This is a genomic window from Protofrankia sp. CiT1 (genome assembly GCF_917627335.1).
Taxonomy (GTDB): domain Bacteria; phylum Actinomycetota; class Actinomycetes; order Frankiales; family Frankiaceae; genus Protofrankia.
Window position 1 is genome coordinate 25917 of the sequence record NZ_CAKJTP010000014.1, and the last position, 22885, is coordinate 48801.

Sequence of the window (22885 nt, forward strand, 5' to 3'; positions counted from 1 at the left end):
CCGGCCAGCGCACGCTGACCATCAGAGCGACCGAATATCGACGATAAAGATCACCGATATTCGATGGTGATCAAAAATCAGAGCTCCGCCTTGGTCAGCTCCTCAACGTTGATGTCCTTGAACGTCACCACACGCACGTTCTTCACGAACCGTGCCGGCCGGAACATGTCCCATACCCACGCATCACGCAGAGTGAGCTCAAAAAAGACCTCACCCGCGCTGTTACGGACGTCGATCTGATAGTCGTTTGCAAGATAGAAACGACGGTCCGTCTCGATGACGTAGGAAAACAAACCGACGACGTCACGATATTCGCGATAGAGCTGGAGCTCCATCTCGGTCTCGTACTTCTCGAGATCTTCGGCGCTCATGCGCTCTCCATCGCGCTGCGTAGCCCGGTTCGTGTCACGACATCCTCCAGCCGCGACAGTCGTTCGCGTTGAGCTTCTGCCACATTGACATACGACATCCGATGCTGATCACACGGCCCGTAAGCGGCCAGTGCCGCGGCGTGCCCTGCCGTGACATACCCCTTGTGCTGCGCAAAATCATACTCGGGGTACGCAGAGTGCAGATCATTCATGATCCGATCTCTGGTCACCTTGGCAACGACGGACGCGGCGGCCACACAGGCCACCACTTGATCCCCCTTGAGCACGGCTGTGGACTCGACTCCCAAACCCGCCACCGCAAAGCCATCGGTCAGCACGTACCCGGGACGCCACGGCAGCCGAGCCACCGCGCGGCGCATTCCAGTGATGTTCGCCACATGCACACCCCGCAGGTCGATCTCGGATGCATCGATCACAACGGTCGTCCACGCCTGGGCGACACCAAGGATGTCGTCGAATACCTGCTCGCGCAGACGGGCGGACAACCGTTTGGAGTCGGCCAAGGTGCCGATGCTTCGCGATCCGCCCTTGGGGAGAACGACGGCCGCGACGACAAGAGGACCAGCGCACGCGCCCCGCCCGGCCTCGTCGACCCCGGCAACGGGCGCGAGCCCCCGGCGCCAGAGCGCACGCTCGTACCCCCACAGCCCGGCATCACGCCGGATCGTCGCCCTGGCCGGAGCGAACAGCAGTGGGCGGCTGGGTTGGACGCTGACGCCGTCGCCGCCGCGCGGGTCGGTCCGACCGCCGCTCGGGGCGATCGCCGTGCCGGGCTGATCCACCGTCGCCACCCGGGCTGCTCCTTCCGAGCGGTGATCGCCGATGCGATACGGCGACCCCGCCCACCGCCACCACGCCAGCCGCGGCCAGGCCGGCAACCGGGAGGCTGGCCGCCGGCAGACCGGTAGCGGTGGCAAAGATGTTCGGCGGAGACAAAATCGCCATCCGCCCCAGCGGCCAGACCCGCACAAAGGCACGACCGACAACCTTGCTTTCCGGGATGGTCCCGTTCACCCGTGAATCCGAGGACTCACTGCGATGGTCGCCCATGACCCACAGCTCGCCGGCAGGCACCTTCACCGGGGCGAACTCGCGCCCGGAGCCAGCCGGGCTGTTCTCATAGACGTACGGCTCATCGAGGGGCTTGTCGTTAACCGTCACCCGGCCCTGGGAATCGCAGCAGGCCACCGTGTCACCAGCCACGCCGATGACCCTTTTGATGAAGTCCTTGTCGCTGGGGGCACCGAGGCCGAACACACCCTGAACCGCACGCACGGCACGGGAGACAACGTTGCTCGGCGGGTCGATCAGGGTCTCCGCCCGCTCGAAGCCGGTGCCGTCGCCGTTGAACACGACAATCTCACCGCGGTGGACGTCCCTGAAGCGGTAGACGAGCTTGTTGACCAGAACCCGGTCGTTGACCAGCAGGGTCCGTTCCATCGAGACGGTCGGTATCCAGAACGCCTGCACGAGAAATGCCTTGATGACCAGTGCGAGCAGGAAGGCGACCAGTATGAGGACAGGCAGCTCACGGGCGAACGAGCCCCTCCCCCCGCGGCTGCGGCCCAATGCCCGGCGCGCGCGCCGGGTGGGTTCCTCGGCGATCGGATCCATCGCGACCGCCTGGGGTTCGCCAAGGGCGCCCCCGGTGACGGGAGCATCCCCGGCGACCGCGGGCTCGGCGCCCGCCACCGGGCCGGACGCGTCAGCCGGCGAGATCATGGTGTCTTCCCCAGCATTATTGCCCGCGACGGATCCCGCAAGGTCTCGCGCGCCGGGGCTGGCGTCGCCGCTCCGCTTCACCGTCTGCCCATTCGCCATCTGCCCACAGCCATCATCAGGCGGCCTCTGGCCACTGGGCGCGTCTGACGGATGCTCGATCGCCTCGCCCCCCACCCGAACGCTTCGCGTCTGTGCGGGCTCCTGCTCTCGATGCCAGAAAGCGTCCTGCCGTGTTGTCGTCGGTCCGGATAGCACACCGCTATCCGGACCTTCTCCGCCTTGCGGGCCACTTTCTGGATCATCGCCCACATCGACCACCGTCCATCAGACACGCCCTCGCCGGAACAGCACTGTCCCAGCGAGCCGGAAGACCCTGCTCGGCTCCACTCACCACGCCACCTCATGGGTTGGCCGGCCTCGGCCGAATTTGATGACCGTCACCGTGGTATCCGACAGGGGAGGGAAAGTGACCACCCTACGCGGGCCTGCTCCGGCAATAGCACGGTAACGCAGACATGGTGACGCATGGTCAACCTTCGCGCCAACCCACGCACACCTCAGCGTCCAGCCGGCCGACGCTTTTCCTTGATCTTCGCAGCCTTGCCACGCAGCTCACGGAGGTAGTACAGCTTCGCCCGTCGCACGTCTCCACTGGTCACGACTTCAATCTTGGACACGACCGGGCTGTGGACTGGGAAGGTCCGCTCAACCCCGACGCCAAAGCTGACCTTGCGGACCGTGAAGGTCTCGCGAACACCACCGCCCTGGCGACGAATCACAACGCCCTGGAAAACCTGGATGCGCTGGCGATTGCCTTCGACGACACGAACGTGGACCTTCAGGGTGTCGCCCGGCCAGAACTGCGGGACGTCGGTCCTCAGCGACGCGGCGTCGAGGCTGTCCAGGGTTTGCATGGCGGTCGCTTTCTCGCGGGGATGACAGGGATGAACCAGCTGCGGGCCAACCGCCACAAATGATCCACTGTCGTGGACCATGCTGCCACCCACCCAGGGGAGTTCCCGTCGGGACGACTGACGGCCGGACACCGCATCCTACTGTGCCATACGACCGGCCGGGTCGGTGCTGGCCGGGTCGGTGGCAGGATTCGCGTGGCGCCCACTATCGCGCGGGCCACCGTCTCGGCCCAGGTCGATGCCGGTCAGCAGATCTGGCCGGCGGTGCGTGGTCCGGCGCACCGCCGCCTCCCGGCGCCACCGGCTGATGGCCGCATGGTCACCGGAGCGCAGCACCGCGGGCACCTCGCGATCGCGCCACACGGGTGGCCGGGTATACACCGGCGGTTCCAGCAGGCCGTTCGCGAAGGAGTCGTCCGCGACGGACTCGGCGTTACCAACCACACCGGGCAGCAGGCGGGTGACCGCCTCCAGCATCACCAGCGTGGCGACCTCGCCCCCGGCCAGCACATAGTCGCCGATCGAGATCTCATCGTCGGCCCACTCGTCGATGACCCGTGCGTCAATGCCCTCATACCGGCCGCAGCAGAACACCAGCCACGGTTCACCGGCCAGCCCGTCGGCATAGGCCTGGGTAAACGGCCGGCCCACCGGGGTCGGGACGATGATTCGCGGTGGCCGGCCACCGGCCGCGCCCGATCCGCTCACCTCGGTCAGTGCCGCCCACCACGGCTCCGGACGCATCACCATGCCCGGCCCCCCACCGTAGGGGGCATCGTCCACGGTCCGATGCGCATCGCTCGTCCACTGCCGGAGATCATGCAGGTGAACGTCAAGGATGCCCCGGTTACGCGCCCTGCCTACCAGCGACAGTTCCAGCGGGCTGAGATACTCAGGAAAAATCGTGATAATGTCGACACGCACGGCTACTCCAGATCGAACAAGCCCGGCGGCGGGTCGACCACGAGACGACCGTCGAGCACATCGACCCTGGGGACGATCTCACGCACGAACGGGATCAGCACTTCGCGCCCGTCGGCTCGGTCGACCGCGAGCAGCTCCCCGGCCGGCGTGTGGACCACGTCGACAACCACACCGACATCCATGCCGGCTACGGTGGACACCCGCAGCCCGACCAGGTCACGGTCCCACCAGAAGTCGTCCGGATCATCATCGCCGTCCGCGGCGGCACCCACGGCGCTGGGCGCGATGGTGAGGATCTGTCCCCGCAGGGCTTCGGCTGCGCTACGGTCACCGACCCCCCTGAAGCGCAGGAGCAGGCGGCCGGCATGCCAACGGGCCCCGGCAACCACCAGCGGAGCGGCGGCCGGCGTGTGGCCGGGAAAGCTCGACCCCGGCGCGAAGCGCCGGTCCGGAAGGTCCGTTCGAACATCGATCGTCACCTCCCCGCGCACACCGTGGGGACGGCCGATTCGACCGACCACGACCGGTTCATCCGCCGGGCGGTCCACAACCTGCCGGCTACCGGTCGACGTCGACGACGTCGACACGCAGACCCCGGCCACCCACCCCGGCCATGACTGTCCGGAGCGCGCGCGCGGTCCGCCCGCCGCGCCCGATCACCTTGCCGAGATCGTCGGGATGCACGCGGACCTCCAAGGTCCGGCCTCGCCGACCCGACTGCATATCGACGCGTACATCGTCCGGGTGGTCGACGATGCCCCGAACAAGATGCTCGAGCGCGGCCTCCAGCACTTACTGCCCCGCCGGAGTCGATGCCTCGGCCGCCGGCGCGCTCTGCTCGCCCGCGGGTGCTTCGTCCGTGCCCTTCTTGGCCTTCTTGGGAGTGGTGGCAGGCTTGTCGCCAAGGCCCGCGGCGGCCCGAGCCGCGGTCTGGAAGGCCTCCCGCTTGTCGGGCTTGGGAGCCGCGACCTTCATCGGCGGCGGCGCGGGCAGCCCCTTGAACTTCTGCCAGTCACCGGTGACCTTGAGGATCGCGAGTACTGGCTCGGTCGGCTGAGCGCCCACACCGAGCCAGTACTCGGCGCGTTCGCCGTCCACCTTGATGATGCTCGGGTCGGACTTGGGATGATACTGCCCGATCGCCTCGATGACCCGGCCGTCTCGCTTGGTGCGGGCGTCCGCGACGACGATCCGGTAGTGCGGCTCGCGCATCTTGCCGAGGCGCTGAAGTTTGATCTTGGTTGCCACGATTGTCGAACTGCTCCAGACGTACGTCAGTAGCCACCAGAATGCCACGGTGGGGACGCGGGATACCGGCGGCTGGGTTTTCGGAGCGTCAAGGCGGCGGAGAGGGTCACCGCGACGACGCCGATGGTAAGGAACCCATGTCGTGCTCATAGTTTGCCAGATCGTGGACGCCGATACTCCCCAGGGCCTTTGGAGCCAACGCCTTCAGTCGATCCTGGCAGGTCAGCGCTGCTTGCCGCGGCGCTGACCGGGCGGTGGACCCGCCGGGGGGAAGCCACCACCGCGCATCAGGGCGGACAGGTCAGGCATGACGCCGTCGCCAGGTCCGGCCGCGGGCAGGCCACCGCCGGCCCGCCGCGCCTCAGCCGCGGCCTGCTCCGCCTGTGTCTGCGCGGCACGAGCGGCCGGATTGCCCTTGCGGTTCGCGCCCTTTCCCTTCTTGCTCGCCTTACGGTTGGCCGCGGCTCGGCCGCGCTGCCCGCCGCCGGGCACACCCATACCACCAGCCATCTGTTTCATGACCTTGCGCGCCTCGTCAAACCTGTCAAGCAGCTGGTTGACCTCAGTGACAGTCACCCCGGAACCGCGGGCCACCCGGGCCTTGCGGGAAGCCTGGAGAATCCGTGGGTCCTGCCGTTCAGCCGGGGTCATCGACCGGATGATCGCGACTACCCGGTCAACGTCACGTTCACCGATCTGGGACAGCTGCTCCTTCATCTGCCCCATACCAGGCAGCATGCCGAGCAGGTTGGCGATCGGCCCCATCTTGCGGACGGCGAGCATCTGGTCGAGGAAATCCGACAGGGTGAACTCCGAGGCGGCCATCTTCGCCGCCATCGCCTCGGCCTGGTCGGCCTCGAAGGCCTTCTCCGCCTGCTCGATAAGGGTGAGAACGTCGCCCATGCCCAGGATGCGCGACGCCATCCGCTCCGGGTGGAAGACGTCGAAGTCCTCCAGCGCCTCACCGGTGGAGGCGAACATGATCGGCTTACCGGTCAGGTGCGCGACCGACAGCGCGGCACCACCGCGAGCGTCACCGTCGAGCTTGGTGAGCACCACCGCGCTGAAACCGACGCCGTCAGCGAAGGCCTGTGCGGTGGCGACGGCGTCCTGACCGATCATCGCGTCGACGACGAACAGGATCTCGTCCGGCGACGTCACATCGCGGATGTCCGCAGCCTGCCGCATCATCTCGGCATCCACGCCAAGACGGCCGGCGGTGTCGACAACAACCACGTCGTGCAGGCGACGCCGCGCGTGTTCCACGGCGTCGCGCGCGACCGCCACCGGGTCACCCACCCCGTTGCCGGGCTCGGGCGCGAACACGTCGATCCCGGCTCGGGCGGCCACAACCTGAAGCTGCGTGACCGCGTTCGGACGCTGCAGGTCGGCGGCGACCAGCAAGGGGGTGTGCCCCTGGGCCGCAAGCCAGCGACCGAGTTTGCCGGCAAGCGTCGTCTTGCCCGTGCCCTGCAGGCCGGCGAGGAGGATGACGGTGGGGGGCGTCTTGGCGAACCGCAGGGTAGCCGCGGCACCACCCAGAATAGCGATCAGTTCTTCATTTACGATCTTGACTACCTGCTGGGCCGGGTTCAGCGAAGCCGAGACCTCCGCTCCCATTGCCCGTTCGCGCACGGCCGCGATGAAGGCACGGACCGCCGGCAACGCGACGTCGGCCTCCAGCAACGCCACCCGGATCTCCCGGGCGGTGGCATTGATGTCAGCCTCGGACAACCGCCCCTTGCCGCGAAGCGACGAGAAAGCCTTGTCGAGACGGCTGGACAGGGTGTCGAACACGCGCACACTCCGAGATCGCTGGCGAACCGCAGCTCTCAGGGTACGCACCAGGACGGGGCGAAGGCCGGCGAGTCCGCGGCTTGCGGCCCTTCACCTCTGCGACAGGCAGCCCGGCGAGGTACACCCACACGGTGATCATGGCACAGATCCGCCGCTGTCACCGCCCTCCACAGCGAGGATGGCGGGAACACCTCGCCGGGCATAACATCCCGGCCATCGGGTCCGGCCGGGCCATGAACCTCACCTCGGCACTGTAGGTCGCCCGCACGCCGGGTGAAAGAGCCTTCCCGTGGCCACGGTGTAGGCCTGGGCAGGGAGCCGAGCGGGAGAAGCCGAGCAGCGAATCCGGCTGGCTCTTCCGGTCAGCTCGCGGCCTCTCCCAGCAACGCGTCGACGAACGCCTCCGGATCGAACGGCGCGAGGTCGTCAGGCCCCTCCCCCAGACCGACGAGTTTCACCGGTACCCCGAGCTCCCGCTGGACCGCGATCACGATGCCGCCCTTGGCAGTCCCGTCGAGCTTGGTGAGCACAACGCCTGTGATGTCCACCGCACGGGTGAACACCCGGGCCTGTTCCACGGCGTTCTGGCCGGTCGTCGCGTCCAGCACGAGCAGAACCTCGTCAACGGGACCGATCTTGGTTACCACGCGTTTGATCTTGGCAAGCTCGTCCATGAGACCGGTCTTGGTGTGCAGACGCCCAGCGGTGTCCACCACCACGGTGTCCGCTCCGACAGCGATGCCTCGTTTGGCGGCTTCAAAGGCGACCGATGCCGGGTCCCCGCCCTCGCCGCCGCGTACCGTCTGCGCCCCGACCCTGCTCCCCCACGTTTCCAGCTGGTCGGCGGCGGCGGCCCGGAAGGTGTCGGCCGCGCCCAGCACCACCGTACGGTTGTCCGCCACCAGCAGACGGGCGATCTTTCCACAGGTCGTGGTCTTGCCGGTACCGTTCACCCCGACCACGAGGATGTTCGCGGGCCGGCCGTCCACGGCCGAGTGCAGCGTACGGTCGGTGCTGGTACCAATCTGGGCAAGTAGCTCGTCGCGCAGCAGCACACGCACATCCGCGGGCTGGCGGGCACCGAGAACCTTGACCCTTGTGCGCAACGACTGGACCAGTTCCTGGGTAGGCGCCACCCCGACATCGGCGACCAGCAAGGTCGTCTCGACGTCCTCCCAGGCCTCCTCGTCGAGGTTGTCCCGGGACAACAACAGCAGCAGCGTGCGGCCCAGGCTGTTCTGGGACCGCGCGAGCCGCTCGCGCAGGCGGATCAACCGGCCGGCGGCTGGGGCCGGCACCTCCCGTTGAGCTTCCCGCTCAAGTTCCAGTTCGTACGGTTCAGCTTCACCCGCGGCCTCGGCCTCGGGTGCGGGTGCGGGGATGTCAACGGTCTCGACCGTCCGCCTCGGGGTGTCTCGGGGGATCTCGGCGTCGTCACCCACCCCGGGCTGGTAGTCCGTACCCGGGTGCGGCCGGCCCCGGGTGGGGGTGCTTCGACTTCGGCGGCGGGTGCCCACCAGCAGGCCGGCGGACGCGACAAGACCGAACACGACGATCGCGATGATGATGAGGACGTACTCCACGCATCCGATCCTGACAGACCAGGCAGCCCGTTTCTCAGGCCGAAGCGCGTTCCCGGAGCCGTTGACTGATCACCGTGGTGACTCCGTCCCCACGCATCGACACACCGTAGAGCGCGTCCGCAATCTCCATCGTACGTTTCTGATGGGTAATAATGATCAACTGAGATTTCTCCCGCAGGCCTTCCAGCGCCGTCAGCAGGCGGCCGAGGTTACGGTCGTCAAGGGCGGCCTCGACCTCGTCCAGCACGTAGAAGGGCGACGGCCGGGCACGAAAGATCGCGAGCAGCAGGGCAATCGCCGTCAACGATCGTTCACCGCCCGACAGCAACGACAGACGCTTGACCTTCTTGCCCGGTGGCCGTGCCTCCACCTCGATGCCAGTGGTGAGCATGTCATCGGGATCGGTGAGCACGAGTCTGCCGTCACCGCCGGGGAACAGGGTCGCGAAGACCGTCTCGAACTCGCGCGCGGTGTCCTCGAAGGCCGCGCGGAAGACCTCTCGGACCCGTTCGTCGACCTCGGCGACGACCAGCAGGAGGTCGCGGCGGGTGTTCTTGATGTCGTCGAGCTGTGTCGAGAGGAACGCCGCGCGCTCCTGCAGGGCTTCGAACTCCTCGAGCGCGAGCGGGTTGACCTTACCCAGCCGGGCGAGCTGTCTCTCGGCCGCGGCCGCCCGCGCCGCCTGGTCAGCGCGGTCGAACGCGACGGCCTCGCCGTCCGGGGTGTCCGGCGGTACGGGCACGTGCGGTCCGTACTCGCCAACAAGATCGTCAACGGCTATCCCGTGCTCGTCGAACGCCTTGGCCTCCAGTGTCTCCACCCGCAGGCGCTTTTCGGCACGGGCGAGCTCGTCGCGGTGGGCATCATCACGCAACGCGGCGAGCTCGCCGGCACGTGTCCGTACCTGCTCGCGGACGGCGGCCAGATCGGCCTCGGTCCGCAGCCGCCGCGCCTCGGCCTGGCCACGTTCGGTGTCAGCGGCGGCCAGCGAGTTCTCCAGCGCCGCGAGAACATGACCGGCAGCGTCGGCCACAGCCGCGGCAACGGTCGCCTGGCGCTCCCGCACCTCCCGTCGCCGGGCCGCCGCCAGCCGCGCGGCCCGTTCGTTCGCGGCGGACCGGACCAACGCGGCCGCGCGGCCGGCCAGCGCCCGAGCCCGTTCCTCACTGGTACGCACCGCAAGCCGGGCCTCGACCTCCTCGCCGCGCACGGCTGAGGTCGCGGCCGCAAGCCGGTCGCGCTCAGCTGGCGACCGGTCACCGACGTCAGGTTCCGAGGAGGTCGCGGCCAGCATCGCCTCCAGCTCCGCCAAGGCACCGTATGCCTGGTCGCGAGCGGTTTCGGCCTGCATCCGGACCCGTTCGAGACGTTCGATCTCAGCGGCTCCCGACCGGTTCGCCCGCTCCAGCTGGGACAGTTGTTCGGACAACGCCCGGTGACGGGCGTCCGCTCCATGCAGCGCCGCTGACGCGTCGTCGATCCCACTTCTGGCCCGCTTCACCTCCTCGGCGGCGGCGGCGACGGCCCCGCGGGCACGCTCACCGCTGCTGGCCGCCGCAAGCATCCGGGACTCCGCCTCGTCCGCCGCGGCCTGAAGCTCGAGCAGGGACGGCGCTCGGGCACTGCCGCCGGTGGCGAGTTCAGGCCCGATCACGTCACCAGCCCGGGTGACCGCTCGGATGCCAGGATGTTCACGGACAAGCTCAACGGCGGCTGTGAGGTCGGCAACCACGATAGTGGCGGCCAGCAACCGGGCCACTCCCGCGGCGTAGCGCGGGTCGCTGACCCGCACGAGGTCCACGGCGGGAACCCCACCGCGACGGGCGTCCGCCGACAGGGCCATGACCGGGTCGGTCCCGCACCCGTCGGCGACCGGGCCGTCGCCGCTCGGCCGGCCGGCGACCAGCAGTGACGCGCGCCCCGCGTCGGCCGCGCGAAGCCACTCGAACGCGGCAGCGGCATCCTCGACAGCACCGACCGCGACGGCGTCGGCAGCCGGACCCAGGACGGCTGCCATCGCGGTCTCGGCCCCTGGCTCGACCGCCAGCAAGGCGGCGAGGCGGCCCAGGACGCCGGTGGGCCTGGCGGGAGCGCCGTCCGACCGGGCAGCGCCGTTGTCCCGCTCGCCGCCGGCGGCGGCCAGCAGCGCGGCGGCGCCGTCCTTCGGCGTCAGCGACAGGATGAGCGCCTCCCCGCGGGCCTGCCAGGAAGCCCGGTCGCGTTCGGCGGAACGCTCCTGCGCACGCACATTCTCCAGCCTCGCCGTCGCGTCCGCATGGACCGCCACGGCCTCGGCATGTCTCGCGGTGAGCTCGGAACGGGTCGTCCGCATCCGGGCGAGTTCTGACTCCAGCGCGACACGCTGGTCACTTGTTTCGCCACCGCGCTGCCGGGCGGCGTCCACGGCCTCGGATATCCGGACGATCTCAGTCTCAGCACTGGCGGCGCGGGAGCGAGCCGCCTCCACCCGCCCGGCCAGCCGAGCCAGGCTCTCCCGTCGGCTTGAGGCCTCCCGCGCGGCAGCCACAAGCGCCTTTTCCTCACCGGCCAGTGCTGTCTCCAGCGCGGCCCGGCGGGCGACGACCTCGGCGAGGTTGTCACGATCGGCATCCAGCCGCACGCCGAGAGCGTTCTCCTGTTCCCGGACTGCCGCCGCCTCCTGCTCCAGCTGCTCGGGATCCCGCCCACCGCGTTCTTCCTCGGACCCGGAGCGCAGCAGCCGGACCCGCTCGGCCGCGAGTGACCGGGTACCTCGGACGCGCTCCCGAAGGGATGCCAGCGCGTGCCAGACCTCACCTGCGGCAGCGGCCTGGGGGGTCACCGCCGCCAGCTCCGCCGCCAGGATCTGCTCCCGCCGCTGGCCGTCGGTATATGCCTGCCCGGCCGCCGCGAGGCGGACCCGCAGCGCTTCTTCATCCCTGGTGTCAGCCGCGATGTCACCGCGGGCGGTGACGATGTCGTCGGCCAGCAGGCGCAGCCGTGAGTCACGCACCGCGGCCTGGATGACACCGGCCTTACGGGCGATTTCCGCCTGCCGGCCCAGCGGGCCCAGCTGGCGCCGCAGCTCGGCGGACAGATCCGTCAGGCGGGTGAGATTGGCCGCCATCGCCTCCAGCTTGCGCAGGGCCTTTTCCTTGCGCTTGCGGTGCTTGAGGACGCCAGCCGCCTCCTCGATAAAGGCGCGCCGGTCCTCCGGGCGGGCGTGCAGAACCGCGTCAAGCTGGCCCTGGCCAACGATCACATGCAGCTCGCGGCCGATCCCAGAGTCGCTCATGAGTTCCTGGATGTCCAGCAGCCGACACGAACTACCGTTGATCGTGTATTCGCTCTCGCCGCTACGGAACATCAGACGACCGACCGTCACCTCGCTGTAGTCGATAGGCAGCGCGCCGTCGGTGTTGTCAATGGTGAGCAGGACCTCGGCGCGGCCCAGCGGCGGGCGCGACGGTGTGCCGGCGAAGATGACGTCCGACATCGTCCCGCCGCGCAGCGCTTTGGCGCCCTGCTCGCCAAGGACCCAGGCCATCGCGTCGACGACGTTGCTCTTGCCCGAGCCGTTCGGCCCCACAACACAGGTGATGCCGGGCTCGAGGTGCAGGGTCGTCGAACTCGCGAACGACTTGAAGCCCCGCAGGGTAAGGCTCTTGAGATGCACCTGTCTCCGGAGCTGTCGGAGGGGACGGAACACCAACGATACTGCCAGCTTCACTACCAGCAGGATCCGGCAAATGAGCCCCGGCAGCACGAAGGGACGTTCCCCACGAGGAGAAACGTCCCTTAACTCCCGCTACGGATTCGGGAGGATCAGGTCAGCGCGGGCTCTGCTTCAAGCGCGCGAAGCTCGTCAGAGACATCAACGCCTTCAAGCGCATCCGTAAGAGCACGAGAACGCGCAAGCTCGTCTTCCAGTTCTGCTACACGTGCACGAAGTCGGCGTACCTCATACGACAAACGAACATCGTTGCCAGAGCCGACGTGGCCGAAAAGGGCCTTCGCCATGATGATGGTCCTCCACGATGAGTGACCGAGCGGGTGCGGGACGCGCTGCAACCCACCGATGAAGAACCGGGATAGATCACACGACGCGCCAGACAATGAACTCAGGATCGCACGCGAAGTAGCCGAATGTCAAGACGATGCCATACCCGGACGGCTCCCGATGGCATTTTGTCGAGATGAGGACACCTCGTCATCGCCCAACCGTCGACACAGATCATTTCCGGGTAAAATTTGACAGATCACCCTTCGCCTGCGACCAGGAGAACGTGACCTGAGTCGTCAGACCTGGTGTGTGCCCGGCCCGCAACATCTCCAGGAGAGCCTCGCAAGCGGCTCGCGAACCTTCCGCAACGATCTCGACCCGGCCATCTGTGAGATTCGTCGCCGAACCCACCAGGCCGAGCCGGCGCCCACGGGAACGGACATAAGCCCGAAAACCAACGCCCTGAACCCTCCCTGACACCCACGCTGTCAACCGGGCCGGCGGTTCAGACCCGGCGGACGTATTGTGATCATTTCGATCCGGCGGCTCCGCGGGAACATCACACATGGGCACGATAGGCTACCGGCCCATTGTGAATACCATGCGTTCGCCCCGATCCCGTCAGCTCCGGGTGCCCCTGCCCGGCGGCCGACGAGCCGTCATGACGATGGTCAGCGCCATCATCATCCCCGCGGCGCTGTCACTCAGCGGTTGCGGCCAGAGTTTCAGCCAGGATGGCGGCATCCTGCCGGTGCCCCAGGCCAGCACGGAGGGCCTACGCAGTGCCACACCGGCACCGGCACCAGCCGCGCCCAACGAGATCATTGGTCCGGGCTACGCCCCGCCCCGCACCTCAGGTCCCACCCAGACCGCGGTACCCAACCTCCCCGGCGGCAAGCTGTAAAACGGCCTTCCTCTGGGTCCACGGCACTGCCGCGGACCCAGAGGAAACTACCAACGTCCCCTTCTCGGCCGTGGTTGACAGCCTGGACAGCTGAAACTGGACCGGTTCATGAAGGCATCCCGACGGACGGGCGTCCGGCATCGTGAACATGGCTGACCGGTCCGCCCATAGACCTCCAGCGAACGGTCGAACCGGCCGCTCACACCATTGACTGATACATAGAGCGAGTCGAAGGAGGTCCCGCCCGCGCACAACGCGGCGGTGAGAACCTCACGTGCCGCATCCAACAAGCGGCAGAGCTCACCGCGGGTAAGCGTCTCAGTCGGACGCGCATAATGCAGCCTCGCCCGCCACAGGGATTCATCGGCGTAGATGTTACCGATACCGCCGACAAGGGTCTGATCGAGTAACGCGCGTTTGATTCCGGTCCGGCGGCGGCGAACGGCCGCGACGAACTCCGTGTCAGAAAAACCCGGGTCCAGGACATCCAGCGCGATATGCGCAATCGGTTCCGGCACACCCGCACCGGCGGGGACAACCGCAAGACCGCCGAAGGTGCGCTGATCGACAAATCGCAGTTCCCGACCAGCGTCGGAGAACGTGAAACGAATTCGGAGGTGGGTCTCGGCGGGTTTGGTCGCGGGCACCGCGAGAAGCTGGCCGCTCATGCCGAGATGAGCGAGCAGCGCCATTCCATGACCGAGATCCAACCACAGATACTTCCCCCGCCGGTGTACGGCAAAGATCGTACGGCCCGCAAGCACCGCCACGAAGTCAGCGGTCCCAGCGGCGTGCCGCCGGACAGCCCGGGGGTGCGCAACCACGACCTCCGCGATCGTCCGGCCGACCAGCGCCTGTTGCAGGCCGAGCCGAACGACCTCGACCTCCGGAAGCTCAGGCATGGCGGAAAGGGCAGCGGCGGATCAGCGGTTACCCGTGCGCACAGCCGTCTCAGCGCGGCTGTCCGCCGGATCGCCGTCATCCCGCTCTGCGCCGGCCAGCCCGTCGGGATGACAAGGATCGGCCGAACGCGCCTCCAACGCCTCGAAGGCGGCGGCGGCGGCGCGCTGCTCAGCCTCCTTCTTGCTCCCACCGTCACCATGGCCGAGGATTTCACCGGCCACGACGGCGCGGGCGGTGAACCGCTTGGCATGGTCCGGCCCGAACTCATCCACCTCGTACTCGGGCGGACCCAGCAACAGCACGGCGGTCCGTTCCTGCAACGAGGTTTTCCAGTCCAGCCCGGCACCCCGGCCGGCGGCCACGTCCAGCAGCGGGTCGAACAACCGGTGGACGAACTGGGACGCGACCTGCAGGCCGTCCAACCCGCCAGCCGACAGGTAGACCGCGCCAATCAGCGCCTCAAGGGTGTCCGCGAGGATGCTGGCCTTGTCCCGGCCTCCGGTGGTCTCCTCACCACGGCCCAACAGCAGGTACGGACCGATGCCGTTCTCCCCCAGCGTGCGGGCGACACCAGCGAGCGCACGCATGTTGACTACGGACGCGCGCTGCTTGGCGAGCTGTCCTTCCGGCAGGTCCGGATGACGGTGGAACAGGGCGTCGGTGACGACAAGGCTGAGCACGGAGTCCCCAAGGAACTCCAGCCGTTCGTTGGTCGGCAGGCCGCCCTGCTCGTAGGCGTATGAGCGGTGCGTAAGAGCCCGTTCGAGCAGGCCGACGTCGACCGGCACACCGAGCGCGGCCATCAGGCCGTCTCTGGGCGCGGGCGGTGGCAGGCCGCGGGTCATGCCGGCAGCCCGGCACGGATCCGGCGGTGGGTGACGAGCTCGGCGAGAGCCGCCCGCTGGCGCGGCACCCAACCTGCCTGATGTGCGGCAACCGCCTCGGCAATCGCGTGCGTGACTCCGGCCGCGGCCCCCTCGGGCCTGCCATCCACGACGACCACAATCCCGTCAACACCGACCACGAATGCTCCCTCCCACGGCTGCCACCCCGACGACGTCCGCGGTAGCTGACCGACAACCTGCGCAACCGCTCGCAGAACCGACACCAGGACCGCCCCGGTGAAACCATCACTGAGCACGACGTCAACGCTCCCGCCGGCCACCACCGTGGCCGCCTCGACAGCGCCCACGAAGTCAAACCCCAGCTCGGCGATAAGATCGCCGACGCTCCCAGCAGCCGGTCGGCCCGGATCAGCCGGCCCCGCGGACAGCAGGCCGACCCTGGGCCGCGCCACACGCAGGCGGATTGTGGCGTAGGCCGCTCCGAGGACCGCGCACTGGGTGAGCTGGTCGGCGCTGATGTTCACGCCGGAGGCCGCGCCAGCATCCAGCAGGACCCTCGGCTCGGACGGCGAGCCGACGACCACGGCAAGTGCCGGCCTCGTCGCCCCCGCGAGCGGGCCGAGGGTGAACGTCGCCGCGGCTGTGGCCGCGGCGACCGGGCCGGCCGACACCATGGCGTCGGCCACGCCGTCCCGCAACAGACGGGCCGCGACCCGCACCGTGGCGTCCCGCCTCGATCGCACCGCACGGGTCGCGTCCACGCCGGCACCTACCGTATAAGAAGCATCAACGATCCGTAGCCGGCTCTCGGCGTGCAGGCCGCGCTCGCGCAGCAGCGGCCCAGCGACCCGGGACGGGCCGACCAGGCTGACATTCAGGGTCGCGTCAGCGGCAAGCGCATGACCGACACCGTCAACGACCAGCTCCGGCGCGCCGTCTTCACCGGGCAGATCAACCGCCACATGTGTCACACCACTGAGAGCGCTTGGCAATAGGGGACGCGGTGTCGCGGGGCTGGGGCACGCACCTCGCCGCATCGCTCCCCGTCCATCGCTGCGCGATGGACGGGTACCCCGGCTCGTCGGTCGCCACCCAGCACCAGGGTGGCTCCCTTCTCCGCCTTGCGCCGCACACACCCCAGCCCCGCTCCTTGATCCACACCCCTATTACCGGGCGCTCTTAGACGTCGATGACCTGTCGATCGTTGTAACGACCGCAGGTCGGGCAGACCGTGTGCGGCCGGACCACGTGGCCGCGTGGGCACTTGGCCAGAGCGGGGGTCGTTGCCTTCCACTGAGCCCGCCGAGAGCGGGTGTTACTACGCGAGGTCCGGCGCTTCGGGACGGCCACTAGTCCTTCTCCTTGTTATCGATCAATGCTGAATTCTCGACCAGCGATGGAAGTGCCGCCCACCTGGGGTCGACCTGTTCATGGGTATGGCCAGGCTCAAGGTCGTCCAGTCGCGCGCCGCAGTCGACGCACAGACCCGCACAGTCCGGCCGGCAGCAGGGTGACAGCGGCAGGTTGAGCACCAACGCGTCACGCAGCGCCGGAAGCAGATCAATATGGTCGTTCACGATCTGCGGACAGTCGTCGTCATCGACGTCGCCCACGACCCGGTCGGGATAGTAGAACAGCTCCCGGATGTCAACCGCCGCCTCGTCCTCGAAGGGGTCGAGACAACGCGAGCACTCGCCCGCCAACGGCGTGGACGCCGTGCCGCTGACCAGCACGCCTTCCATCACGGATTCCAGCCGCACAGCCAGCTCAATAAGCGCGCCCGGCGAAACCTTGATCATTTCGTTTCCCAGCTCCGCCGGCGCGGGAACCTGTGTCACGACATGCTTCATGGAACCCGCGCGACGGCCCAGCTCGCGAATGTCAAGTACGAGCGGGCCACGAGGGCTCCGGCGATGGGATGACGGCCCGGTCATGGGTGGAGTGCCTGTCCTTGCCACGAAAATACTGGATTCACAACTCTCGAACATCACAAAACGACAGACTCGGCCCGGACTCAGCTCAGGTTCGGATGGCTGCCCCACCCGCCGCTCCGGACGCAGACCGCAAGCTTATCCGATCGTCCAGGCTGGCGGCGGTGCGGCCGTCGTGACTCCTCGCCAACCGGCGGGACCGACCACGCTCGGCTACAGGGAGCGAGGCGAGACCTCTGGGCGGCGCCCCTCGAAGGCCGCGAGCTTCCCGGCGACGCGGGCGCCGGGCTCCGGCCGGGCGGCCTTGGCCGCGTCCCGCGAACGCGGCCAGTGGTTCAGTGGTTCAGCTATCGCGCCACCGTTCGCCCACTACCGTTATCGCGCTACTGGGCGAGACGCTCCCGCAACTGCTTGAGTACAAGATCCGGCACCAGCCCGGAGACGTCCCCGCCGTAGGTGGCGACCTCCTTGACCAGGCTTGACGACAGAAAGGCGTACTGCGGGTTCGTGCTCATGAACAGGGTTTCGACGCCCGCGAGCGAATGGTTCATCTGGGCCATCTGCAGTTCGTAGTCGAAGTCACTGACCGCGCGCAGGCCCTTGACGATGGCCTGGATGCCACGGGCCCGGCAAAAGTCGACAAGCAGGCCATGAGAGGACTCGACCAGCACGTTGGAATGCTCGCGCGCCGCCTCACGGATCAGTTCGATCCGCTCGTCCACGGTGAAGAGGTTGGCCTTGCTCTTGTTGATGAGCACAGCCACGACAACCTCGTCGAAGAGCCGGCTGGCACGGCCGATGATATCAAGGTGACCGTTGGTGACCGGGTCGAAGGAACCAGGACAGACAGCCTTTCTCATGATCCGAAACCGTACCAGAGCGTCGCCTCGCCATACGTCCGATTACGTATCGCAACAAGACCATCTGGCCAGTCGAACTGCCCACCGCGCCGCGATCGCTCCACAACACATATACCATCTGGACACAGCCAGGAATGGGCAAGCAGGCGAGTGAGCACGGCTGTCAACTCTACGTTAGACACATTATACGGAGGGTCCAGAAACACCACGTCAAAAGCATGCCCAGGTATGGTCTCCACCACACGCTGAACAGGCTGGCAGATGATCTCCGCGCCGGTGAGCCCAAGGGTCGCGGCGTTCGCGCGCAGCGTGTGGGTAACAGCGGGCTCCTGATCAACGAGCAGGGCGTGCGACGCCCCCCTCGACAACGCTTCGAAGCCGACCGCGCCGCTGCCAGCATAGAGATCGGCGAACCGCGCGCCGCGCAGCTCCACAATCGATGTGAGCGTGTTGAACAGCCCCTCCCGCGCCCGGTCCGATGTCGGGCGGGTCCGCTCGCCCGGCGGTACCCGGATGGGTCGCCCGCGCGCGGTACCACCGATGATCCGCGTCATCCCTTCTCCAGATAGGCGGCCGTACTCTCATCGAGCGTCGCCGCGAGTGCGGCGGCCAGGGCCGGCTGCGCCGACAGCTGCGGATCAACGCACATCAGGGCCGTCGCCTCGTCCCGCGCGGACCGGATCAGTTCCTCATCCTTGAGCAGCTCCAGCAGGCGCAGCGATCGGCGACCACCGGACTGGGCCGCGCCCAGCACGTCGCCCTCGCGCCGCTGCGCGAGGTCGAGGCGGGCGAGCTGCGCACCGTCGGCGGTGGCGGCCACCGCGGCCAGCCGCTCCCAGGCGGGCGATCCGTGTTCGGCCTCGGTGTACAGCAGGCACCACCCAGGCGCGCTGCCACGCCCAACCCGGCCCCGCAGCTGATGCAGCTGGGAAATGCCGAAACGGTCGGCATCCGCGATGACCATCACGGTCGCGTTGGGCACATCGACCCCGACCTCGATCACCGTGGTGGCCACGAGAACATCGATGTCACCCGCCGCGAACTTCGTCATGACCTCGTCCTTGTCATCCGGGCGCAGGCGGCCGTGCAACGCCGCGGCCCGGAGCCCGACGAGCTCGGTGTCACGCAACGCCGGGAGCAGGTCGAGCACGGCTGCGCTCGGCCTACGCCCGTCCTCGGACCCGGCCGTGGCGTCCCACGTGTCCCCGTCGATCATGCCTGGCGGCGCACCGCCGGAGAAAGCGGCCAAGGAGCCAGGCAGGACGCCATCGGCGGCATCGGGCGGAGCGTCGGCGGCGGCATCATCCTCGCCGATCCGCGGGCAGACGACATACGCCTGATGGCCCTTGGCAACCTCGTCCCGGACACGGCCCCACATCCGGTCCGTCCAGACCTTGTTGGTCGCGGGCACGACGAACGAGGCGATCGGCGACCGGCCGGCGGGCAGCTCGGTCAGAGTGGAAACCTCCAGATCACCGAAAACGGTCATCGCGACCGTGCGCGGGATCGGCGTGGCCGTCATCACCAGCACATGCGGCGGACGGGCGGACCGGGAGCGCAGCGCGTCCCGCTGCTCGACCCCGAAACGGTGCTGTTCGTCCACGACGACCAAGGCGAGGTCGCGGAAGGTCACCGACTCCTCCAGGAGCGCATGCGTCCCCACCACCAGGCCGGCGCTGCCATCCGCCACCGCCCCGAGCGCCTCGCGCCGCGACCTCACCCCGAGAGAACCCGTCACCAGCACGATCCTCGTCGCCAGTGGCGCGGCGTCCAGCTCACCTGCCCGTCCCAACGGACCGAGCAGGTTACGCAGACTGCGTAGATGCTGGCTGGCAAGTGTCTCGGTGGGCGCGAGCAGCACCGCCTGACCGCCCGCGTCCACCGCGGCGAGCATGGCCCGCAACGCCACCACGGTCTTGCCGGAACCAACCTCGCCCTGCAACAGTCGGTGCATCGGGAACGGCCGGGCAATCTCGGCCTTGATGGTCTCGCCGACCGCGCGCTGGCCGGCGGTCAGCGGGAACGGCAATGCCGCGTCGAACGCCGCCAGCAGACCGTCCGCCCGAGGAACCCGCGCTGTCGCCGCTGTCTGCTCGTTGTCGAGTCGACGCCGCGCGAGCGCGACCTGCAGGATAAGCGCCTCGTCCCATTTCAGGCGAAGCCGGCCACGGGCAACCTCCGCCCACGACGACGGTTGGTGGACGAGGCGGTAGGCATCGAGCAGGCCTACCAACCGGTACTTGTCCCGAATGGCCGCGGGCAGCGGATCGTCGAGCTCGGTGAGCCCGGCGAGCAGGATTCGCACGCAGCTGCCAATCTTCCAGCTGGGCAGTTTCACCGCCGACGGGTAGATCGGGACGAGACCGCTCGCAAAGCTCTCAGCGCCGCCGTGCGTCCCCGGATCAGCGCTCTCAGCGTCCAGCAGGTGCACCTCGGGATTGGTCAGCTGCCGCCGGCCGCGGTACTCCTCCACCTTGCCCGCGAACAGCGCGGTGACGCCCTGCCGTAGGTTTCGCTCCTGCCAGACCTGATTGAAGAACGTCAGCAGGAGGTTGTGGCTGCCGTCGGTGACGGTGACGGTGAGCATGGAGCGTCTGCGCTCCCGCATCGGACGCCGCTTCACGCTGACGACCTGTGCCTGCACCGTGACCACCTCCCCGACAGCCAGGTTCGCGAGGTCGGTCAGTTCACCGCGTTCGTGATAACGCCGGGGCAGATGCGCAAGCAGGTCACCGCTTGTCTCCAGGCTCAGAGCATCGGCGAGCGCGGTGGCCGTTGCCGCACCCACCACGTCCCGCAGCCGCGTCGTCTGGTCGATCACACACCCGATCCTGCCTGACGGCGCCGACAACTTTCAGGTCCCACAGCATCCGATGCCAGACCCCGCCATCCGGACCCAGTCCGGAAGAAGGCTGACGAACAACGAAGAACAGGTCAGCGGCAGCATCTGCAGTGGTCCGGCTCTGGTAGCCAGCGGCACCCGGCTGGTAGCGCGGACATAGCGGTTCGTACGCGGTCGCCGGGCACAAGCCGGTCCGCAGAGCGACGGTGATCGAGCTGTGCCCGTAACCATAGTGGCTGGTGGTTCAACACTTGCTGGGAGGCAAGCCTCAACGCTGTATCCGCACCGCTCTGTGGCCGGGCGGGCCGGATCCCGATATATGACACTGTTCGCACCACCCACACCCACCTGTACGGTGCGGCCATGCCGAATCCGTCCACACCCCACGACGCGGTGTTCCGCCGGATCCTCAGCACACCCTCAAACGCCGCATCACACCTACGAGCAACGCTACCAACAGCCCTCACCACCCGACTCAACCTCGATCAGCTAGTCCTCGTCCCCGGCAGCCTGATCGACGCCACCCTCCGATGGCGACACACCGACCTGCTGTTCACCGTCCCACTCGACGGCCGCACAGCCTTCGTCTACATACTCATCGAGCACCAAAGCAGCAACGACCCCCTGATGGCATTCCGCATGCTGCGCTACGTCATACGTATCTGGGACCGCCACCTCGGCGATCACCCCACAACAACCCGGCTACCAGCCGTACTCCCCCTCGTCGTACACCACAACGAACAAGCATGGACCGCACCACTCGAAGTAGCCGACCTGATCGACCTGGACGACCACGACCGTGCCGCCGGCTGGAAGGACCACCTACCCCGGTTCCGGTTCCTCCTCGACGACCTGGTCCGCATCGACGAACGACAACTACGGCAACGCCCCCTGACACACGCGACACGACTCACCCTGCTCCTCCTCAAAATCGCCCCCGGAAATCCCCAGCTGGCCTCAGATCTACAGCCATGGGTAGACGAGCTACGCGCAGTGCTGGCCGGCCCCGACGGTAAGGAGGAGTTCACAGCGCTCCTGCGTTACATTGATCTGGTCGGGGACGCAGACACCCATGACCAGCTACATGATCTGATGACCGCTGTCGGTCCTGACGCGGAGGAGGCCTACATGACCATCGCGGAGACCCTCAAAGCCGAAGGCCGCGCCGAGGGCCGCGCCGAGACGCTGCTCCAGCTGCTGGCCCTCAAGTTCGGTCCACTTCCCGAACCGGTACTTACCACTGTCCGCAACGCCTCCATCGACAAGCTCCAGGCCTGGACCGCCCGCGTCCTGACCACCGACAGCCTCAACAAGCTCCTCGACTGACCAACAGGCACACCACAAAGCCCGTTCCTTGATCTGCCGTACGTCACGAGTCGGCCATCAAGGCCACTCACGCGCCCATGAGAGTCACCGCGAAATGGTGGCGCCACGTGGTGTGACCACGCGACGGTGAGCGGACCTCGCTCGCCGGTCCGGCCCCGTGCCTGGACATCGACCTCGACGAGGAGTGCGGTGGAACGCGCGATCACCGAGGCCGGTGCAGTCTCGTCTTCAGCCGGCCCAAGCGGCTTGGGCCACAAGCGCACACGGTTTGCTGAAGGAGTCACCCCGCGGCAGACGGTCCCACCGCGTTAGCCGGACATCGGTGGGGTACCCTCGGTTGACTACCGCGCACGCGGTATGATCATTACTATCTTCCGGCGGAGTGTTCTCGTGTCTTCGGTGTGTGACGTCTGCGGCAAGGGGCCGGGCTTCGGCATGTCGGTCTCCCACTCCCACCGGCGCACGCGGCGGCGCTGGAACCCCAACATCCAGACCGTGCATGCGCTCATCGGCAAAACGCCCAAGCGTCTCAACGTGTGCACTTCCTGCATTAAGGCTGGCAAGGTCACCCGCGCGTAGCGTCGGGCGCGGGTGGCACGCTGGCTTCGTTCTCGTCGGCTTACGTGACCTCCGGCCACGCCACGCCTCCTGCGGCCTAGCCAGCCCACCACCCGCATCCCGCCGCCCAGCCCCACATCAATCACGAGCGGCA

The 22885-nt window shown here is 67.9% G+C and carries 24 protein-coding genes; 3 read left to right on the forward strand and 21 right to left on the reverse strand.

The window, feature by feature from the left end:
• Positions 1 to 77: 77 nt before the first annotated feature.
• The 13 genes from MJ785_RS04375 to MJ785_RS04435 all read right to left on the reverse strand — a co-directional run bounded on the left by MJ785_RS04375 (position 78) and on the right by MJ785_RS04435 (position 13129).
• A complete protein-coding gene (locus tag MJ785_RS04375) occupies positions 78 to 371 on the reverse strand; it encodes a DUF2469 domain-containing protein (RefSeq protein ID WP_239310639.1) in 294 nt (97 codons plus the stop codon).
• Positions 368 to 1081, reverse strand: coding sequence for a ribonuclease HII (locus MJ785_RS04380; protein ID WP_239310642.1), 714 nt, complete (start codon positions 1079 to 1081; stop codon positions 368 to 370). The genes MJ785_RS04375 and MJ785_RS04380 overlap by 4 nt, the downstream gene beginning before the upstream one ends.
• A complete protein-coding gene (lepB, locus tag MJ785_RS04385; protein WP_239310640.1) occupies positions 1047 to 2213 on the reverse strand; it encodes a signal peptidase I in 1167 nt (388 codons plus the stop codon). Before lepB ends, MJ785_RS04380 begins: the two co-directional genes overlap by 35 nt.
• Before the next feature lie 458 nt (positions 2214 to 2671).
• On the reverse strand, positions 2672 to 3028 hold the full coding sequence (rplS, locus tag MJ785_RS04390; protein WP_239336017.1) for a 50S ribosomal protein L19: 357 nt from the start codon (positions 3026 to 3028) through the stop codon (positions 2672 to 2674).
• Between the two features lie 138 nt (positions 3029 to 3166).
• Complete coding sequence (trmD, locus tag MJ785_RS04395; RefSeq protein ID WP_239311289.1) at positions 3167 to 3952, reverse strand: tRNA (guanosine(37)-N1)-methyltransferase TrmD; 786 nt, start codon at positions 3950 to 3952, stop codon at positions 3167 to 3169.
• Between the two features lie 2 nt (positions 3953 to 3954).
• Positions 3955 to 4473: a ribosome maturation factor RimM gene (gene rimM, locus MJ785_RS04400; RefSeq protein WP_239311290.1), complete on the reverse strand. Its 519-nt coding sequence runs from the start codon at positions 4471 to 4473 to the stop codon at positions 3955 to 3957.
• A 37-nt stretch (positions 4474 to 4510) separates the two neighbouring features.
• Positions 4511 to 4744: an RNA-binding protein gene (locus tag MJ785_RS04405; protein WP_239311291.1), complete on the reverse strand. Its 234-nt coding sequence runs from the start codon at positions 4742 to 4744 to the stop codon at positions 4511 to 4513.
• Positions 4745 to 5200: a 30S ribosomal protein S16 gene (gene rpsP, locus MJ785_RS04410; RefSeq protein WP_239311292.1), complete on the reverse strand. Its 456-nt coding sequence runs from the start codon at positions 5198 to 5200 to the stop codon at positions 4745 to 4747.
• Positions 5201 to 5422: 222 nt separating this feature from the next.
• Complete coding sequence (gene ffh / locus MJ785_RS04415; protein ID WP_239311293.1) at positions 5423 to 6997, reverse strand: signal recognition particle protein; 1575 nt, start codon at positions 6995 to 6997, stop codon at positions 5423 to 5425.
• A gap of 362 nt (positions 6998 to 7359) precedes the next feature.
• Positions 7360 to 8580 carry a signal recognition particle-docking protein FtsY gene (gene ftsY / locus MJ785_RS04420; RefSeq protein ID WP_239311294.1) on the reverse strand — a complete coding sequence of 407 codons (1221 nt, stop codon included), beginning with the start codon at positions 8578 to 8580 and terminating at the stop codon, positions 7360 to 7362.
• A gap of 34 nt (positions 8581 to 8614) precedes the next feature.
• Positions 8615 to 12235, reverse strand: coding sequence for a chromosome segregation protein SMC (gene smc, locus MJ785_RS04425; RefSeq protein ID WP_239311295.1), 3621 nt, complete (start codon positions 12233 to 12235; stop codon positions 8615 to 8617).
• 149 nt (positions 12236 to 12384) lie between these two features.
• On the reverse strand, positions 12385 to 12579 hold the full coding sequence (locus MJ785_RS04430; protein ID WP_239311296.1) for a hypothetical protein: 195 nt from the start codon (positions 12577 to 12579) through the stop codon (positions 12385 to 12387).
• Between the two features lie 214 nt (positions 12580 to 12793).
• Positions 12794 to 13129, reverse strand: a complete 336-nt coding sequence (locus MJ785_RS04435) for an acylphosphatase (RefSeq protein ID WP_239311304.1) — start codon at positions 13127 to 13129, stop codon at positions 12794 to 12796.
• A gap of 94 nt (positions 13130 to 13223) precedes the next feature.
• On the opposite strand from MJ785_RS04435, the gene MJ785_RS04440 reads away from it, so the two are divergent.
• Complete coding sequence (locus MJ785_RS04440) at positions 13224 to 13466, forward strand: hypothetical protein (RefSeq protein WP_239311297.1); 243 nt, start codon at positions 13224 to 13226, stop codon at positions 13464 to 13466.
• A gap of 47 nt (positions 13467 to 13513) precedes the next feature.
• Here MJ785_RS04440 and mutM read toward each other — a convergent pair whose 3' ends face one another.
• The 8 genes from mutM to recG all read right to left on the reverse strand — a co-directional run bounded on the left by mutM (position 13514) and on the right by recG (position 20826).
• Positions 13514 to 14368, reverse strand: a complete 855-nt coding sequence (gene mutM / locus MJ785_RS04445) for a bifunctional DNA-formamidopyrimidine glycosylase/DNA-(apurinic or apyrimidinic site) lyase (RefSeq protein ID WP_239311298.1) — start codon at positions 14366 to 14368, stop codon at positions 13514 to 13516.
• Between the two features lie 21 nt (positions 14369 to 14389).
• Entirely contained in the window at positions 14390 to 15214 is an 825-nt protein-coding gene (rnc, locus tag MJ785_RS04450) for a ribonuclease III (protein WP_239311299.1), read from the reverse strand.
• On the reverse strand, positions 15211 to 16176 hold the full coding sequence (locus tag MJ785_RS04455) for a phosphate starvation-inducible protein PhoH (RefSeq protein WP_239311300.1): 966 nt from the start codon (positions 16174 to 16176) through the stop codon (positions 15211 to 15213). Before MJ785_RS04455 ends, rnc begins: the two co-directional genes overlap by 4 nt.
• A 217-nt stretch (positions 16177 to 16393) precedes the next feature.
• Complete coding sequence (gene rpmF, locus MJ785_RS04460) at positions 16394 to 16564, reverse strand: 50S ribosomal protein L32 (protein ID WP_239311301.1); 171 nt, start codon at positions 16562 to 16564, stop codon at positions 16394 to 16396.
• Positions 16564 to 17148 carry a DUF177 domain-containing protein gene (locus MJ785_RS04465; protein WP_239311302.1) on the reverse strand — a complete coding sequence of 195 codons (585 nt, stop codon included), beginning with the start codon at positions 17146 to 17148 and terminating at the stop codon, positions 16564 to 16566. The genes rpmF and MJ785_RS04465 overlap by 1 nt, the downstream gene beginning before the upstream one ends.
• Positions 17149 to 17528: 380 nt before the next feature.
• On the reverse strand, positions 17529 to 18005 hold the full coding sequence (gene coaD / locus MJ785_RS04470; protein WP_239311303.1) for a pantetheine-phosphate adenylyltransferase: 477 nt from the start codon (positions 18003 to 18005) through the stop codon (positions 17529 to 17531).
• Positions 18002 to 18559, reverse strand: a complete 558-nt coding sequence (gene rsmD, locus MJ785_RS04475; RefSeq protein ID WP_239347680.1) for a 16S rRNA (guanine(966)-N(2))-methyltransferase RsmD — start codon at positions 18557 to 18559, stop codon at positions 18002 to 18004. Before rsmD ends, coaD begins: the two co-directional genes overlap by 4 nt.
• The gene (gene recG / locus MJ785_RS04480; RefSeq protein WP_239310342.1) at positions 18556 to 20826 is read right to left on the reverse strand and encodes an ATP-dependent DNA helicase RecG; all 2271 of its coding nucleotides are present in this window, start codon (positions 20824 to 20826) and stop codon (positions 18556 to 18558) included. The genes rsmD and recG overlap by 4 nt, the downstream gene beginning before the upstream one ends.
• 384 nt (positions 20827 to 21210) lie before the next feature.
• On the opposite strand from recG, the gene MJ785_RS04485 reads away from it, so the two are divergent.
• Together MJ785_RS04485 and rpmB are read left to right on the forward strand one after the other, a co-directional pair.
• Positions 21211 to 22173: an Rpn family recombination-promoting nuclease/putative transposase gene (locus MJ785_RS04485; protein WP_239380069.1), complete on the forward strand. Its 963-nt coding sequence runs from the start codon at positions 21211 to 21213 to the stop codon at positions 22171 to 22173.
• A gap of 390 nt (positions 22174 to 22563) precedes the next feature.
• Complete coding sequence (rpmB, locus tag MJ785_RS04490) at positions 22564 to 22752, forward strand: 50S ribosomal protein L28 (RefSeq protein WP_239310361.1); 189 nt, start codon at positions 22564 to 22566, stop codon at positions 22750 to 22752.
• Positions 22753 to 22885: the final 133 nt, after the last annotated feature.

Bases quoted from the DNA above. Each gene is read 5' to 3' on its own strand.
- rsmD (WP_239347680.1), bottom strand. From the start codon at position 18,559: ATGACGCGGATCATCGGTGGTACCGCGCGCGGGCGACCCATCCGGGTA.
- MJ785_RS04485 (WP_239380069.1), top strand. From the start codon at position 21,211: ATGCCGAATCCGTCCACACCCCACGACGCGGTGTTCCGCCGGATCCTC.
- rnc (WP_239311299.1), bottom strand. From the start codon at position 15,214: ATGACCCGCGGCCTGCCACCGCCCGCGCCCAGAGACGGCCTGATGGCC.
- rplS (WP_239336017.1), bottom strand. From the start codon at position 3,028: ATGCAAACCCTGGACAGCCTCGACGCCGCGTCGCTGAGGACCGACGTC.
- coaD (WP_239311303.1), bottom strand. From the start codon at position 18,005: ATGAGAAAGGCTGTCTGTCCTGGTTCCTTCGACCCGGTCACCAACGGT.
- lepB (WP_239310640.1), bottom strand. From the start codon at position 2,213: ATGGCGAATGGGCAGACGGTGAAGCGGAGCGGCGACGCCAGCCCCGGC.
- MJ785_RS04435 (WP_239311304.1), bottom strand. From the start codon at position 13,129: ATGTGTGATGTTCCCGCGGAGCCGCCGGATCGAAATGATCACAATACG.
- MJ785_RS04375 (WP_239310639.1), bottom strand. From the start codon at position 371: ATGAGCGCCGAAGATCTCGAGAAGTACGAGACCGAGATGGAGCTCCAG.
- MJ785_RS04430 (WP_239311296.1), bottom strand. From the start codon at position 12,579: ATGGCGAAGGCCCTTTTCGGCCACGTCGGCTCTGGCAACGATGTTCGT.
- MJ785_RS04465 (WP_239311302.1), bottom strand. From the start codon at position 17,148: ATGACCGGGCCGTCATCCCATCGCCGGAGCCCTCGTGGCCCGCTCGTA.
- MJ785_RS04440 (WP_239311297.1), top strand. From the start codon at position 13,224: ATGACGATGGTCAGCGCCATCATCATCCCCGCGGCGCTGTCACTCAGC.
- mutM (WP_239311298.1), bottom strand. From the start codon at position 14,368: ATGCCTGAGCTTCCGGAGGTCGAGGTCGTTCGGCTCGGCCTGCAACAG.